16 protein-coding genes are annotated in these 15,229 nt (G+C 73.7%); 9 read left to right on the top strand and 7 right to left on the bottom strand.

Features of this window, described 5'->3' with window-relative positions:
• The first annotated feature begins 112 nt into the window (after positions 1 to 112).
• Positions 113 to 1,339 (top strand): serine hydrolase domain-containing protein, encoded by a 1,227-nt coding sequence (locus tag V7793_RS20435; RefSeq protein WP_336008552.1) that lies wholly within the window; start codon positions 113 to 115, stop codon positions 1,337 to 1,339.
• 142 nt (positions 1,340 to 1,481) lie between these two features.
• On the opposite strand, the gene V7793_RS20440 is transcribed toward V7793_RS20435, so the two are convergent.
• The 3 genes from V7793_RS20440 to V7793_RS20450 all read right to left on the bottom strand — a co-directional run bounded on the left by V7793_RS20440 (position 1,482) and on the right by V7793_RS20450 (position 4,152).
• Entirely contained in the window at positions 1,482 to 2,363 is an 882-nt protein-coding gene (locus tag V7793_RS20440) for a GNAT family N-acetyltransferase (protein ID WP_336008554.1), read from the bottom strand.
• A gap of 75 nt (positions 2,364 to 2,438) precedes the next feature.
• Positions 2,439 to 3,350 carry a VOC family protein gene (locus V7793_RS20445; RefSeq protein WP_336008574.1) on the bottom strand — a complete coding sequence of 304 codons (912 nt, stop codon included), beginning with the start codon at positions 3,348 to 3,350 and terminating at the stop codon, positions 2,439 to 2,441.
• 103 nt (positions 3,351 to 3,453) lie between these two features.
• On the bottom strand, positions 3,454 to 4,152 hold the full coding sequence (locus tag V7793_RS20450; protein ID WP_336008556.1) for a TetR/AcrR family transcriptional regulator C-terminal domain-containing protein: 699 nt from the start codon (positions 4,150 to 4,152) through the stop codon (positions 3,454 to 3,456).
• 173 nt (positions 4,153 to 4,325) lie between these two features.
• Here V7793_RS20450 and V7793_RS20455 point away from each other — a divergent pair, with 173 nt between their 5' ends.
• The 3 genes from V7793_RS20455 (at position 4,326) to V7793_RS20465 (ending at position 5,638) form a co-directional block, all read left to right on the top strand.
• Entirely contained in the window at positions 4,326 to 4,844 is a 519-nt protein-coding gene (locus V7793_RS20455) for a hypothetical protein (protein ID WP_336008558.1), read from the top strand.
• A 196-nt stretch (positions 4,845 to 5,040) separates the two neighbouring features.
• Positions 5,041 to 5,172 carry a hypothetical protein gene (locus V7793_RS20460; RefSeq protein ID WP_336008559.1) on the top strand — a complete coding sequence of 44 codons (132 nt, stop codon included), beginning with the start codon at positions 5,041 to 5,043 and terminating at the stop codon, positions 5,170 to 5,172.
• 250 nt (positions 5,173 to 5,422) lie between these two features.
• Positions 5,423 to 5,638, top strand: a complete 216-nt coding sequence (locus V7793_RS20465; RefSeq protein WP_336008561.1) for a hypothetical protein — start codon at positions 5,423 to 5,425, stop codon at positions 5,636 to 5,638.
• Positions 5,639 to 5,645: 7 nt separating this feature from the next.
• Here V7793_RS20465 and V7793_RS20470 read toward each other — a convergent pair whose 3' ends face one another.
• Positions 5,646 to 5,867: a hypothetical protein gene (locus V7793_RS20470; protein WP_336008563.1), complete on the bottom strand. Its 222-nt coding sequence runs from the start codon at positions 5,865 to 5,867 to the stop codon at positions 5,646 to 5,648.
• Positions 5,868 to 5,939: 72 nt separating this feature from the next.
• Complete coding sequence (locus V7793_RS20475; RefSeq protein ID WP_336008565.1) at positions 5,940 to 7,118, bottom strand: FAD-dependent monooxygenase; 1,179 nt, start codon at positions 7,116 to 7,118, stop codon at positions 5,940 to 5,942.
• Positions 7,119 to 7,274: 156 nt separating this feature from the next.
• On the opposite strand from V7793_RS20475, the gene V7793_RS20480 reads away from it, so the two are divergent.
• The 3 genes from V7793_RS20480 to V7793_RS20490 all read left to right on the top strand — a co-directional run bounded on the left by V7793_RS20480 (position 7,275) and on the right by V7793_RS20490 (position 11,685).
• Entirely contained in the window at positions 7,275 to 7,709 is a 435-nt protein-coding gene (locus V7793_RS20480) for a YciI family protein (protein WP_336008567.1), read from the top strand.
• 143 nt (positions 7,710 to 7,852) lie between these two features.
• Positions 7,853 to 9,964 carry a TerD family protein gene (locus tag V7793_RS20485; RefSeq protein ID WP_336008576.1) on the top strand — a complete coding sequence of 704 codons (2,112 nt, stop codon included), beginning with the start codon at positions 7,853 to 7,855 and terminating at the stop codon, positions 9,962 to 9,964.
• Between the two features lie 269 nt (positions 9,965 to 10,233).
• Complete coding sequence (locus tag V7793_RS20490) at positions 10,234 to 11,685, top strand: sensor histidine kinase (RefSeq protein WP_443057951.1); 1,452 nt, start codon at positions 10,234 to 10,236, stop codon at positions 11,683 to 11,685.
• Positions 11,686 to 11,763: 78 nt separating this feature from the next.
• Here the strand turns inward: V7793_RS20490 and V7793_RS20495 are convergent, their stop codons facing one another.
• Complete coding sequence (locus V7793_RS20495) at positions 11,764 to 12,495, bottom strand: response regulator transcription factor (RefSeq protein WP_336008578.1); 732 nt, start codon at positions 12,493 to 12,495, stop codon at positions 11,764 to 11,766.
• Positions 12,496 to 12,759: 264 nt separating this feature from the next.
• Here V7793_RS20495 and V7793_RS20500 point away from each other — a divergent pair, with 264 nt between their 5' ends.
• Positions 12,760 to 14,034 (top strand): globin domain-containing protein, encoded by a 1,275-nt coding sequence (locus V7793_RS20500; RefSeq protein ID WP_336008569.1) that lies wholly within the window; start codon positions 12,760 to 12,762, stop codon positions 14,032 to 14,034.
• Between the two features lie 82 nt (positions 14,035 to 14,116).
• Entirely contained in the window at positions 14,117 to 14,608 is a 492-nt protein-coding gene (locus V7793_RS20505) for a pyridoxamine 5'-phosphate oxidase family protein (protein WP_336008571.1), read from the top strand.
• Positions 14,609 to 14,787: 179 nt separating this feature from the next.
• Here the strand turns inward: V7793_RS20505 and V7793_RS20510 are convergent.
• Positions 14,788 to 15,229, bottom strand: a 442-nt coding sequence (locus V7793_RS20510; RefSeq protein ID WP_336008573.1) for a CbiX/SirB N-terminal domain-containing protein, incomplete at its 5' end; no start/stop codon positions are given.

Consider the following 15,229-nt stretch of genomic DNA (forward strand, 5'->3'; position numbering starts at 1 on the left):
GCAGCCTCTGAACCCCACAGCCCCCGACCCCGCGACCTCCGACCCCGCACCCTCTGCCCTGATCGTCCTCTGACCCGCAGTCTTTGAGCCGCAGCCCCCGAGGAGCCGCATCATGACGAACACGACCCACAAGACCACCGAAGCCCGCGACGCCGCCGGGGTGGCCACCACGAGCGGCGAGGCCGTGCCGGAGGCCGGACACGAGACCGGGCACGAGACCGGGCAGGAGGCCGGGCAGGATCGCCCGGAGCTGCAGAAGGCCATCGAGGAGATCGTCGATTCCGGTTTCACCGGGGTGCACCTGCGCGTGCACGACGACCGGGGCCAGTGGGTCGGCAGCGCCGGGGTGGGCAAGCTGGGTGAGAGCGCCGCGCCGCCGGCCGACGGGCGGATCCGTATCGGCAGCAACACCAAGACCTTCACGGCGGCCCTGGTACTGCAGCTGGTGGCCGAGGGCAGGATCGGGCTGGACGACCCGGTGGCCGACTGCCTGCCGGAGTTCGGACTGGACCAGCGGATCACTGTACGCATGCTGCTGCAGCACACCAGCGGGGTGTTCAACTTCACCGGCGAGCACTACGACGACGGGACGGTCGTGCCCGGGATCCCCTGGCAGGGCCGGGAGTGGGTGGACAACCGGTTCAAGACGTACCGGCCGGAGGAGCTCGTACGGCTGGCGTCGTCCAAGCCCGCGCGGTTCGAGCCGGGGACGGGCTGGAGCTACTCCAACACCAACTACGTGCTGGCCAGGCTGCTGATCGAGAAGGCCACCGGCCGTTCGCTCGCCGAGGAGATGCAGCGGCTGGTCCTGGGGCCTCTCGGGCTGTCGGGCACCCTGGCGCCGGAGACCCAGGAGGAGATCCCCGAGCCGCACGCCCACGCCTACTACCGGTACGAGGACGCCGGCCGGGAGAAGACCGTCGACGTCACCCGCCAGAACCCCTCCTGGATATCCAGCGGCGGTGACATGATCTCGACCACCCAGGACCTCCACACGTTCACCTCCGCGCTCCTGGGCGGCAAGCTCCTGCCGGCCCCGCTGCTGGCCGAGATGTGCACGCCGCATCCCAAGTCCGGCTACGGCCTGGGGCTGTTCGTGCAGGACACGGACGGCGGTGGCACGGTCATCACCCACAACGGCGGCATCGCGGGCCACGCGGCGCTGATGTACAGCACGCCCGACGGCAGCACGACCCTGACCGCCTCGCTGAACTACGTGGACGACGCCGCGATGTCCCTGGCCGAGCCGTTCCAGAAGGCGACGCAGAGGCTCGTCAAGGAGGTGTTCCGCGGCGGACAGACCGGGCTGGGCGGGCCGGCCGGCGAGCCGACGGGCTGAGCACTGAGCGCCCGGCGCGCAGGCCGCACCGCCGGCCGCCCGCAGGGCCGATGAGGACCCCGACCGAATGCCGGTCGGGGCCCTTGTCATTGCGCCGTTACGCCGTTACGCCGCTGCGCCGCTGCGCCGTCTCAGTGAGGGGCTACAGGTCGAGCTGGTACTCGTGAGCCGTGTGCGTCGGCAGGTAGCCGAGAGCGTCGTTGACGTGCCTCATGTGCGGGTTGTTGTCGGCGGTGTCGGTCAGCAGGCCGCCGAGCCGGGGGTGGTGGGCGCGGGCCCGGACGATGGCGGCGGCCTTCATCCAGCGGGCGAGACCGCGGCCGCGGTGCTCGGGGAGCACCGCCGTGCCGTAGTGCTGACCGTCGCCGGTCGCGCCGCCGGGGATCACGAGCTCGGTGAAGCCGGCGATGGAGCCGTCCGAGCAATCGACGGCCGCGACGGTGTGCAGGAGGTCTCCGCGCGCGGCGACGGCGGAGGCCGCTGCCCGTACCCGGTCGAGGTCCCAGACGACCGTGCCGTAGTCGACGGCTCCCATCGGCATGTCGTCCATGGCCCGGCGCGATGCCACGAAGGTGTCGGCGAGTTCGTCGGGCACCGTTCCCTCCCACTCCGTCAGCCGGTACCCGGCGTGGGGCTCGTCGGCGATCGCGGTGAGCACGGGGAGGTCCGCATCGGCCAGTGCCAGCCGGGCGTAGGTCAGGGTCAGGGCCGGGCGGAAGTCCCTTGCCGTCAGGAAGGAGGCGCCGGCGGAGCGGGCCTCGGCCTGGGCGATGACGTTGCGCCGGCCCTCGTGGCGGGCGGCGGCCACGGCCGCGTCGAGCAGCAGGGAGCCCACGTGACGGCGCCGTTCGGCCGGGTGGACCTGGATGTTCAGTTCGGCGAGGTGGCTCTGGCCCTCCTTGGTGAACAGACGCAGGAAGGCGTATCCGGCAGGGTTGCCGTCGGGGTCGGCGGCCAGCCAGGCCAGGCGGCGGCCTGCGGAGTCCTCGTCGGGGTCGGTCAGGGCGGTGATGCGCACGGACAAGCTGCCTCCGTCACGGGAGAGTCGGCTGCGAGGGGGAAGGCGGGCGGCGAGTGGGGAAGGGCTGCTACAGGACCGCTACTGCGCCCAGGGCAGGGTCCGGGTGCCGTCGGCGCCGGGCACGGAAGCCACGCCGTCCGAGCGCATGGCGACGTGGGCCTCGGCTGCCTGCGGCGCGTGGACCCGGCGGAGCGCGTCCGGCGGCAGGACGAGGGTCTGACCGGCCGCGATCTTCTCGGTGCGGCCGTCGCAGGTGACTTCGAGGACGCCGGAGGTCACCGTCCAGACCTGTTCACGGCTGACGGAGTGCTCGGGGCCCGTCCGGCCGGCCTCCATCGCGACGGTCCAGGTGCTGAGCTCGGTGCTGCCCCGGCTGGGGGCGGCCAGGCCGGTCATACGGGCGTTCGGGGAGTCGGTGACGTTCCCGGCGGTGGGGGCGATCACGTGCATGGCGGGTTCGCCGGGCTGCCCGGGTTCGCCGGTCTGCGCGGGCTGGTCGGCCTGCGCGGGCTCGTCGGTCTGCCCGGGTTCGTCGGCCTGCGCGGGCTCGTCGGGGGTGGCCCATTCGACGAGCTGGACGACGATTCCGTTCGGATCCGTCAGCTGGAACAGCCGCTCGCCCCAGGGCTCTTCGCGCAGCGGCATGGTGATGGGGGCACCGGCCCCGCGCAGGCGCTCCTCCTCGGCCGCGATGCCGGTGACGGTGAGCGCGAAGATCAGGCCGGTGGCCTGCTGGTCGCGCTGCTCGGGCGGGAGCACCTCGGTGCCGCGGCGCAGCAGGACGAGGTCGGCGGCGGCGTCACCGCGGGTCAAGGACGCGAAGCCGTCGGCGGCCATCGCGACCTCGTAGCCGAGGTGGGTGCAGAAGAACTCACGCGAGGCGTCCACGTCGGCGACGGTGAGGGACAGGGTGGAGGTGGTGACGTTCAGGGCAGCTCCTGGCAGGTGCGGGGGGGAGGGGAGGCGGCATGAGCGGCTTGCGCAATGCAGCCTCCCCCGGCCCCACTGAAATTTACGACGGACGTAACCTTACGCACGGGCGACCCAGTTGATCAAGAGTATTTTTGCTACGGGGGTAAGTTTTTTGCGCCCGTCACACCGTGGCAGACGAACCCTTCGAGCCCCCCGGGCCGCGCAGCCGGACCTCCAGGCCGTCCAGGAGGGACCGGAGGCCGAAGTCGAAGGTGTCGTCCGGAGCTTCGGCGTACTCGGCGGACTCGATGCGGGTGCGCAGGCGCGGGAACCGGGAAGCGGTCTCGGCGGCCTCCTTCATCGTGGCGGCGAACACCTCCTCCGCATCGCCGCCGTCGCGCTCGATCCGCCGGGTCAGCGACGCCGAAGCGGCCGCACCGGAGGCGTTGCCGAGGACATAGGTGAAGACGGCGGCGGCGGCCAGGTCGGCCTGCAGGCCCACGAACCCCGCCTTCTCGTACACGGCGAGGTTGTGGTCGTCGTGGCGCGCCTTGCCGGCGCCGTGGAAGAGGTGGGTCGCGAAGGCCTGTACGAGCCAGGGGTGGCGGACGAACATCGCGTACAGGTCGCCGGCCATGGCGGTGGCCGCGGTGCGCCAGTCGACCGCGTCGAGGTCCGGCAGCCGGATCTCGCCCCAGACCTGGTCGCCGGCGAGCGTGACGAGGTTGTCCTTGTTCTTGACGTGCCAGTAGACGGCGGTGGCCGCCGAGCCCAGGCGCTGGCCGAGGCTGCGCATGTTGAGCCCCTCCAGCCCGTCCGCGTCGAGCAGCTCGACGGCGGTCGTGACGATCTGTTCCCGGGTCAGTGTCTCGCGTGGCATGCCCTCACGATAGGTCCCGCGAGCCGACTTGCACAAAGTTCAGGTGAGGACTTGCACAGTGTTCAAGTCCGGGGCTAGAGTCCTCGACATCAAGAACTTGCACTTAGTTCAAGTCGGGCCTTCGAAAGCCCGCCCCGCCCGGCCCTCCGGGCCGAGAAGAAGGAACCGCCCTCATGAACACGCTCGCCGCCGTCGCCCAGATCCTCGTCGCCGCCGCCTTCGCCAGCATCCCGCTCCTGCGCCACCGCTTCGGCGCCGCCGCCAAGACCGCCGCCGTCGCCGAGCTGCAGCGGCAGGGCGTCCGCCCGGCCGTCCTGGAGGAGAACAAGCTGCGCTTCGACGCGAGCGGTCACGAGTGGTGGGCGCCCGGCGGCTTCGCCGCGGCCATGGTCGCCGCCGCCGTGCTCAACCTGGCCGGGAGCTCCTGGGGCACCACCCTCACCTGGGTCTTCTCCTCCATCGCGCTCCTCGCGAACGTCGCCATCCTGCAGAGCCAGCTCGGCGCCGTGAAGTCCGTCCGGGCCGCGTTCCGGCGCAAGGGCGACCCCGAGCTGCTGCGGGTCGACGTCCCCGCCTTCCTCAAGGCCGCCGAGGGTGCCTTCCCCGCCTGGACCCGGGTCCTGCAGAACGTCCGCCACACCGTGGTCTTCGCCGGCTCCGCCCTCGCGCTGACCGCCGCGGCCCTTGTCTGACACTGCTGACACCGCTGAAGCCACTGAATGAAGCCACTGAAGCCACCGACGCCGCTGACGCCGCCCGCACCGTAAGAACACAAAGACGGCACCGCATTCCCCGACGATGCTCCGCCAACTCGCCCTCCCTGCCGGTAGATTCATGACCGTCGACCCACAGAGCTATCCACAGAGCCATGGGCGGAGGCCGGGCCCGGTGACCCAGTTGATCAGGTTCCGTACGGAGGACGGCGGAGAAGCCGTCGTCGAGGTGACCGAGGACGGGCCGGGAATCGCCGCCGTCCCGCCGGAGGCGGTCACCCTGCTGAATTCCGGCCACCGCTCCTAGACTTGGACAGTGGCTTGACCAGCGGCTTGAGCAGGGGCTCAAGCAGGCCCCGAGCAGGGGACGCGAGCAGGGCCCGGCCAGGAACTTCACCCGCGGGCAAGCCAGTGACGCGCGTGACGTCGCAAGAGCACCGCGCAGACGCCGGGACGACACCGGGACGACGCCGGGGGAGACGATCGCTGTGGGGCCGAATCGAGGGCAGGTACGGGCACTCTCACCCGAGGGCCACTTACGGGGAGCCGGCATCCTGGTGGCGCCGCGCACCCCGGAAGGAGCCGCGCTGCACGTCCTGACCTGCGCCCATGTCGTTCTCAGCGCGACCGGAAGCATAGGGGCGACCGGAGGCACAGGGGCGACCGGCGGCCCCGACGCGAACACCACCTCCGACACTTCCGGCACCACCGGCAGCCCCGGCACCGCCAGCAGCCCTCCTCCCGGCGAACCAGGCGAACTCACCGTCGACTAATCAACTGTCAGGGCCGGGACCCGCCCCGCGCCCACGGCGCGCTCCCGCACGGCGCGGTCATCTCGCCCTGGCACAGCGGGGAGGAGCCGTCGGCCAGCCGGCTCCGCAGGGCGTCGAGGGCTTCGGGCAGACCGCCCACCTCGCACAACTCGTCCAGGGCTACGCCCGAGAGGTCGATGAGGCCGGACCGCATGGTGCCCGCCCCGGTGGTTCCCACCCTGTCCGCCATACCCCCATGGTGACCGAAGCGCCCCCGGCGCGGAGCCCCCGAACTCCCCCGGCGGGACAGGCAGTTAAGCCGTCACTGCCTCAGCGCACGCCCCAGCACCCCCCTCGTCCTCCCCGCCAGCGCCGTCGCCACGTAGCGGTCCACGACCGGCAGGCGGGCGGCGCGCAGGGCCAGGCGGCGCGCCCGTAGTTCCGTCTGCGAGCCGGGGAGGAACCAGCGCACGCCCCGCCGGGCCGCCCGCTGCTTCTCCTCGACCACCGGCCGCCACCTCTCCTCGTACCGCCGCAGCGCCGTCCCGACCGACGGCGCCCCGGCCAGCTGCTCGGCGAGGAGGTAGGCGCCGGCCATGCCGAGCGAGGCACCCTGGCCGGCGAGCAGGGACACCGCGTAGCAGGCGTCGCCGACGAGGGTCACGTGTCCCTGGCTCCAGCACGGCACCTCGACCTGGGCGACGAGGTCGTAGTACACCTCGTCGCCGGGCGGGCAGGCGCGCAGCGCCCGCGGGACGACCCAGCCGAGGCCGCCGTATTCGCGGCGCAGCGTCTCCCGCGGGTCGTCCGGCAGGGCGGGGTCGGCGGAGCGGTGGACGGCGAAGGCCGCCACGCGGCCGTCGCGCAGGCCGTAGAAGCCCATCTGGCGGTCGGTCGTGTCGGTGAGGACGAAGTTCCGCCGGCCGACGGCGTGGATCTCCGGGTCCTCGAAGACGAACGCCGCGGTGTGGAAGCCGAGGCGGCGCACGTAGCGCTCGTCGTCGCCGAAGGCGAGCCCGCGGACGGCCGAGTGCACGCCGTCCGCGCCGACGACGACGTCCGCCGCGACCTCCGTGCCGTCGGTCAGCGTGGCGGCCGCGCCGTCCGGGTGGTGGGTGACCGCGGTGAGCCCCGTCCCGAACCGCACGTCGACCTTGCCGGGCAGGCTCTCGTACAGCGCCCGTTCGAGGTCCGGCCGCATGATGCTGATCAGGTGGCCGCCGGCGGCCCTGCCGAAGCGCTCGTAGCTCAGGCCGGCCCGTGTGCGGCCCTCCTCGTCGACGTAGCGGAGGGCGTCCACCGCGTAGCCGAGCTCCTGCAGCCGGGGCAGCAGGCCCATCTCGCGGGCGGCCGTGTAGCCGGGGCCGAAGAAGTCGATCATGTAGCCCTGGGTGCGGAGGCCGCCGGCCTTCTCCAGGACCACCACCTCCCAGCCGTGGTCGCCGAGGCACCGCGCGAGGGCGAGCCCCGCGATCCCACCGCCGCAGATCAAGGCCTTCATCCCGGGCAGCCTCCCTCTCGCGTCGTCCGCCGCCCCCGGAACCCGACATGTGCCCGCGCCGGCCGCCCCCACACATCCCCCCGCGCGGCCCCACCCGTCCCCCCGCCCGGCTCACCCGGCCGGGCGTACTCCCCGGTAGTCCCCGACAGTGGCGCCATGAGGTACCTCGTCATGGTGCAGGGCTCGCAGGCCGACTACGACGCGATGAACGGCAGGGCGTCCGCCCACAGCCCCGCGTGGAGCGAGGAGGATCTGCGGGCGATGTTCGCCTTCATGGGGAAGATCGGCGAGGACCTGGCCGCGTCCGGCGAACTCATCGACGCCAACGGCCTCGCCGAACCGGCGCAGACCCTCTGGGTGAGCAGCGGCCCCGACGGCGTCCCCGTCATCACCGACGACCCGTACGGCGAGACGACCCCGCTCCCCGCCGGCTACTGGGTCCTGGACTGCGCAACCCCGGAACGGGTCACCGAAATCGCCGCCCGCATCACCCACTGCCCCGGCCCCGAGGGCCTCACCGGCCACCCCGTGGTCATCCGCCCCATCCTGGACAGCGGGGCGGAGGCCGCCGGGGGGCGAGTGACGAGCTGAAGGATCACCGTTCCACCGTTCGCCCGGTCGTTGGATCACGTCGGATCCCGCCCCGGAACCCCCATCCCGAGGGCTAGGGTTCACTTCGTGTGCACGCGTGTGTGCTGCATCACACATCACCACACGGGGGATCCATGCACGAAATGGTGAAGGGCGGCAATGCCGGGCTGGCGGCGCTGAGCGAGGACGCCGGTTCCGTGATCGTGAGTCTGAGCTGGAGCAGCGCCACCGGCGACGAGGACGCCGACGTGTCCGTCCTGCTGCTGGGCGCCGACGGGAAAGTGCGCGACGACGCCAACTTCTTCTTCTACAACAACCCCGCCGCAGCGGACGGAAGCGTCCAGCTCTTAGGGAAGACGCCCACCGGCGACGGCAGCGAGGACCGCATCGGCCTCGACCTGACCGCCGTCCCGCCGGACGTCGAGCGCATCGTCGTGGCCGCCAGCCGGTACGGGGGCGCCTGTTTCGGTGACCTGGACGACCTGCGGGTGACGCTGGCCGACCGGACCGGCGAGAGCCTCCTCGGGTTCTCCGCCGACGGAGCGGGCACCGAGCGCGCGTTCATCTTCGGCGAGCTCTACCGGCGCGGCGGGGAGTGGAAGTTCCGCGCCGTGGGGCAGGGCTACCGGTCCGGGCTTGCGGGGCTGGCCACGGACTTCGGCATCGACGTCGACGAGGGCGAGGGCGAAGGCGAAGGCGAAGGCGAAGGCGAAGGCAACGTCTACGAGGGCGCGGACTCGCCTGCAGACGCACCCCCGTCCGTGCCCTTGCCTGCGTCTGCGCCCGTGCCCGCCCTCGTGCCCGCATCCGTACCCACCCCCCGGACCGTCGACGGACCCTCGTCCACCGAGCGGCACCCCGTACCGCCGCCACCGCCACCACCGCCGCCGGAGGCGTGCGCACCGGCGAGCGGCCACGGCCCGGCGCCCGCCCCGCCGTGCGCCACGCCGCCGAGGCGCCGCCGCGGACCGCGCACCGCCAAGAAGAAGGTCACCCTGCCCGACCTGCCCCGCAAATCCCTCGCCGAGAACGACTACTGGCGGGAGGCGCGGCTGTTCCCCGTCCCCCAGCTCAGGAGCGACCGCGAGCGCGAGATGCGGGCCACGTCGGTGCTGCTGTCGGTGATGGCCCAGGTGCCGGAGTTCGGGCGGCGCCTCACCGCCGCCTTCGGGGCGCCGGCCGGGCGCATGCAGACCTTCGTGGAGGTGTCCCTGCCGTTCGGCGAGGTCCCCAGGCGCCCGGACGGCGTGGTGCGGGTCGAGCGGGCCGGGAAGCTGTGGACGGCGCTGATCGAGACGAAGACCAACGGCAATCCGCTCAAGTCGGCGCAGGTGCAGGACTACATGGACATCGCCGCCCGGCGCGGATACGAGGCGGTCGTCACGCTGTCCAACGACGTGGCGCTGGAGGGCAGCCCGCTGGTCGACGTCAAGGTCGACAGGCGGCGCAAGCACAAGGTCGCCCTGTGGCACCTCTCCTGGGCCGAAGTGGCCCACCAGGCGCACATGCTGATCCGCCACGAGGGCGTCGGGGACGCGGCCCACGCCTGGCTGCTGCACGAACTCCTGCACTACCTGCAGCACGAGAACTCCGGCTGCCACGGGTTCCAGAACATGGGCCCGGCCTGGGTGCCCGTGCGCAACGGCATCGACACGGAGACCCTCGTCCAGGGCGACCGGCGCGCCGTCGAGGTAGTCGAGAGCTGGGAGCGGCTGATCCGGCAGGTGTGCCTGCGGCTGGGCGGAGCGCTGGGGCAGAAAGTGCTGCCCGTCCAGCGCGCGCGGCGCGGCACCGACCCCCGCTCGCGGCGCGCGGCGCTCGCCGACCGGCTGTGCGAGGAGGGGCGCCTGTCCGCCGAGCTCCGCATCGACGGCACCCCGGGCATCCTCACGATCACCGCCGATCTGCGCACCGGCAAGCTGCGGACGTCCGTCGAGATCCCCGCCCCGGAGCACGGCTATCCGCTCACCTGGGCCAAGCGCCTGGTCCGGCGCCTCGCCGACGCCCCGGCGGACGTACACGTGGAGACGCTGGTGGAGGGCCAGGGCCGGCAGGGGCCACGGGGGACGCTGGAGCGGCTGCGGCCCGAGCCGGCGGGGATCCTGCCCCGGGACGGTGCCCGGATCACCGGCTTCCGGCTGTCCCTGTTCACGAGCATGGGCAGTACGCGCGGCAACGCCCAGTCCGGGTTCATCCGCAGCGTCGACGACGCGGTGGACCGCTTCCACACGGGCGTCGTCGCCCATCTCGCCTGACGCACTCCGCCCGGCCGAGGCGTCCCGCGGCGGGAGCGGGGCCGGGAGGAGTTCCGGACAACGGGGGAGGGGGACGCGGCTCCTCCCGGCCTGTGGGCAGTCTTGCCGGTGGCGTGGTGCGGCGGGAGGGCCGTGCGGGCCCCTTTCCCGGGGCCGGGCGGCCCTGTCGTACGCTGCTGGACAGGTACCTGGCCCGGGGAGCAGTCATGACGGAAACCGCAGATCAGACCGGTGATCACATAGCCGGCAGGTTACCGTCGGCCGATCGGATGCGCGGGCTCCTCGACGCCGTCATGAGCCTCGGGCACGGGCTGGAGCTCCCCCAGGTCCTGCACGGGATCGTCGAGGCCGCGGTCACGCTCACCGATGCCGAGTACGGCGCGCTCGGGATCGTCGGCGACGGCGGGACGCTGTCGGAGTTCCTGCCCGTCGGCATGTCCGAGGAGCTCACCGCGCGCATCGGGCGCACCCCCTGCGGCCGCGGCATCCTCGGGGAGCTCATCCACAACCCCGCCCCGCTGCGGCTCACCGACCTCAACCGGCACCCGCGCAGCTACGGCTTCCCCGCGCACCATCCGCCCATGCGCACGTTCCTGGGCGTGCCCGTGCGCGTCCGCGAGGAGGTCTTCGGCAACCTCTACCTCACCGAGAAGCGGGGCGGCGCCGCCTTCGACGCCGACGACGAGGCCGTCCTCACCACGCTCTCCATCGCCGCGGGCGTGGCCATCGACAACGCCCGCATGTACCACGAGAGCCGCCGCCGCGAGCGCTGGCTGCAGGCGCTCGGCGAGATCACCCGGAGCCTGCTGTCCGGTACGGACGCGGACGAGGCCCTGAAGCTGATCGCCGACCGGGCGCGGGAGGTCGCGGACGCGGACGGCGCCGTCGTCGTGCACGACAGCGAGGACGCCGCCGGCACCGAGCCGGGCGGCGGGCCCTCCGTCGTCGTCCCCCTGCCCTCCGGCCCCGGCGCGTGCGGCGCGCTGCGGCTGCACCGGCGGCCCGGAAGGCCCCCGTTCGACGACACCGAGGTGAAGCTGATCTCCGGCTTCGCCGACCAGGCCGCGATCGCCCTCGAACTCGCCCAGCGGCGCGCCGAGTCCGAGGAGCTGGCCGTTCTCCACGACCGCGACCGGATCGCCCGCGACCTGCACGACCTGGCCATCCAGCGGCTCTTCGCCACCGGCATGACCCTGCAGAGCGCCACCCGGCTCATCGACCGGCCCGAGGCCGCCGAGCGCGTGGGCCGGGCCGTCGACGACCTGGACACCACGATCCAGATCATCCGGTCGACCATCTTCGGCCTGCGGACGGCCGGCGACGGCCGCGGCGGCGGGCCCAGCCTGCGGCGCGGCATGGCCGAGGCGGTCCAGGCGGCCACGCGGACGCTGGGCTTCGCCCCCGCCCTGCGCATCGAGGGCCCCGCCGACACCGACGTCCCCGGCGAACTCGCCGAGCAGGTCCTCGCGGTGGCCGTGGAAGCCCTGAGCAACGCGGCCCGCCACGCCCGCGCCCGTCGCGTGGACGTCGCCCTGACGGTGGACTCGTCCTCGGCCACGCTGACCGTCACCGACGACGGTGTGGGGGTCGGCTCCGCGCCCCGGCGCGGCGGGCTGGCCAACATGCGGTCCCGGGCCGGACTGCACGGCGGGCACCTGGCCGTGGAGACGCCCGAGGGCGGGGGGACGCGGATCGTGTGGAGCGTGCCGCTGCCGGACTGAGGGCATCGGCTCAGGGACATCGACTCAGGACATCGGCGAGGGCACCGGCCACGGACCGGTGGCCCGGCGAGCCCCCGCCTAGCCGTTCCGCACCTTCCCCGCGATCACCGCCGCCTGCACCCTCCTGCCCACCCCCAGCTTCGCCAGGATCGACGAGATCCGGTTCTTGACCGTCTTCTCCGCGAGGAACAGCCGGTCCGCGATCTGGCGGTTCGTCAGGCCCTCGCCGATGAGGTCGAGGATCTCCCGCTCGCGCGGCGAGAGGCGGTCCAGTTCCGACGCCTCCGGCACCTCCGGCTCGCTCGGCTCGCGCAGACGGGCCATCACCCGGGACGCCGTGCGCGGGTCGAGCGTCGACTTCCCGGTGGCCACCGTCCGCACCGCGGACACCAGCTCCGAGCCGTTGATCTGCTTGAGGACGTAGCCCGCGGCGCCCGCCATGATGGCGTCGAAGAGGGCCTCGTCGTCGTCGAAGGACGTGAGCATCAGGCAGGCCAGCCCGGGCATCCGGGCTCGCAGTTCACGGCAGACCTCGATGCCGCCGTGGTCGCCGCCCTCCTCGCCCGACTCGCCGAGGCGCACGTCGAGGACGGCGACGTCCGGGCGGGACGCGGGCACGCGCGAGAGGGCCTCGCGGCCCGTCGCCGCCTCCCCCACGACCTCGATGTCCGGCTCCGCTTCGAGGAGGTCGCGGACGCCGCGGCGGACCACCTCGTGGTCGTCGAGGATGAAGACCCGCAAGGGGGCCGCTTCCGGGGTGCTTTCCGGAGTGCTTCCCGGGGTGACTTGCGGGGCGACTTGCGGGGCCATGTCCGTATCGGTCCGTTCCATACGAGGCAGTATGTCCGGGCCGGGCGGAGGCGCCACGTCCGGGCCCGGCGGAGGCGCTGCGCACCGCGTGCGGGCGCCCCCGCCGGGACCCGCTCGCACAGACCCCGCAACCAGCTCACACCCCGCCGCCACCGCCCCGATAGGGCCGAACGGCCCTGCGGACCGGGGCCGGGCGGGCCCGCCGGCCCGTTGCCATACTGGCGCGTCCCAGCCCGCGTGAGGAGCTCGAGGAGCTGCCGACCCGTGAACACCGTCAACGACTCCTACCACTCCCTGCTCGCCCGGCACGACGCGATGCGGCTGCGCCGGCAGCTGCTGTCCCCGGGGGCGCGGCAGGCGGCGGAAGGGTCCGGCGAACGGGCCGGGTCGCCACCGCCCGAGCGGCCCTACGACGGCGCCTCCGACCAGCGCGTGATCGTCGACCACCTCGAACTCGTCACGCCCTTCGGCGACTTGATCGCCCACCTCTACGACGCGATGTTCGCGCACTGGCCCTACCTGCGGCGCCTCTTCCCGGAGTCGATGGAGTTCCAGCGCAGACACCTCGAAGGGATCTTCTGGTACCTGATCGAGAACCTGCACGACCCGGACGAGGTGGCGTCCGTCTTCACCCGGCTCGGCCGCGATCACCGCAAGCTGGGCGTACGGCCCGCGCACTACCGGGCGTTCGAGAGCGCGCTGTGCGAGGCGCTGCGCCGTACGGCGGGCCCGCGGTGGAACGAGGCCATGGAGCAGGCGTGGGTGCGGATGCTGCGGTTCGCGGTGGCGGCGATGGTCCGGGGCGCGGAGGCCGCGCTCGGCGAGCCGCCCGCCTGGCAGGCCACGGTCACCGGGCACGAGCTGCGCCGCCCGGACCTGGCCGTCCTGCGCGTGCGCACGCACGAGCCGTACCCGTACCGGGCCGGGCAGTACGCGGCCGTGGCCTCGCCGCTGCTGCCGCAGGCGTGGCGGCAGTACTCGCTGGCCTGCGCGCCGCGGCCGGACGGCGAGCTGGAGTTCCACGTGCGGCTGACCGGCCGCGGCGGGGTCAGCGAGGCCCTCGTGGCCCGCACCCGCCCCGGCGACACGCTGCGGCTCGGCCCGGCGAGCGGCACGATGACGCTCGACGACGACCTCGCGCACGACCTGCTGCTCGTCGCGAGCGGCACCGGGTGGGCGGCGGCGAAGGCCCTGCTGCAGGACCTGGCCGCCCGCCGGAGCGCGCACCGCGCCGTGCACCTCTTCCTCGGGGTCCGGCACCCCTCCGCGCTCTACGACACCGAGGCGCCGGACGAACTGCGGCGCCGCTACCCGTGGCTGCAGGTCACCCAGGTGGTCGGGGAGGGGACGGGGCCCGGCGAGCACCACGCGCTGGCGGAGGTCGTCGCGGGGCACGGGCGCTGGGCCCGGCACCTCGCCTACGTCAGCGGGCCGCCGTCCATGGTCGGCCCGCTCGTGGCCCGGCTCACGGCGGGCCCGTCCCCGGCGCTCCCGGCCGCCCGCGTCCGCCACGATCCGCTCCCGGACCGGGCCCAGTGACCGGGAGCCGGTCCTGACCCGCCCCCGCCCAGGGGCCGAACGGCCCCTGGCACGCGGTGATCGCCTCGCCTGTACTGGTGGGGTGAGCGACGCCACCGCACCTCCCCGTCACCGGGTCGAACTCAGCCGCGCCGAGTCCCTCCGGCTCCTGGGCAGCGTCTCCCTGGGCCGGGTCGTCTTCACCCGCCGCGCCCTGCCCGCCATCCGGCCGGTCAACCACGTGGTGGACGGCGGGGACGTCGTCATCCGCACCCACGAGGGCGCCGCCCTCGCCGGGCTCGCGGCGCGTCCGGAGCAAGCGGGGGCCGGTCACCGTGCCCCGGGCCAGGGTGTGGTCGTCGCCTACGAGGCCGATGCCATCGACCCCGGAACCCACCTCGGCTGGAGCGTCGTGGTCACCGGCTACTGCACGCTCGTCACCGACCCGGACGAACTCGCCCGCTACGAGGCCCTGCTGGAGCCGTGGTGGGACGAGCGGATGGACTGCGCGGTACGGATCCGGCCGTCGCTCGTCACGGGCGTCCGGCTGACGGACGGACACGGACGCGGCGCCCCGCCGGGCACGGCCCCCTGACGGACGGCCTCCTGAGGCCGTGAAGGGGCCTGCCCCTTCATCTCCGCCGCGACGGCGATCCGCCGCCGCGGACCTGTCCGGCGGTGCCGAGCCCACCCGGGCCCGTACGGCACCGCCGAACTCCACCATCAGGCCGGCGCGGGCCGGCGCGGCGAGCGTGCCGTGGCGGACAGCCTCCCTCAGGCCGCCCCCTGCCGCACGGCCTCCCGGCGCACGACCTCCCGGCGTACGGCTTCCCGGCGTACGGCTTCCTGCCGCACCGCGTCCCCCCGCACCGCTTCCTCGTACCGCCGCAGGACCAGCCGCGCCACGGCCTCGTGCGGCCCGAGCGGGTCCGAGACGAGCCGGGTCCCCGCTCCCCTGCGCACCGTCTCGCTGAAGTGCCCGGGCGCCGTCAGGTAGGTGGCGACGGCCACGTCCTCGTGCCCCTCGGCCCGCAGGGCGGCCACGGCGTCGCCGGGTCTCGTACCGCTCCCGGCCGCGTGCGCGGGCACCACGCGCGTTCCCAGCCTCAGGGCGAGCAGCCGCGCCATGCGGGCGGTGTCCGCCCCCGCGGCGGGGTCGGAGGAGCCCGCCGCGGCGAGCACGACCGGAGCCGCGGACCGCTCCGGCCGCCCGGCC

The organism is Streptomyces sp. KLMMK (assembly GCF_036961605.1).
GTDB lineage: Bacteria > Actinomycetota > Actinomycetes > Streptomycetales > Streptomycetaceae > Streptomyces > Streptomyces telluris.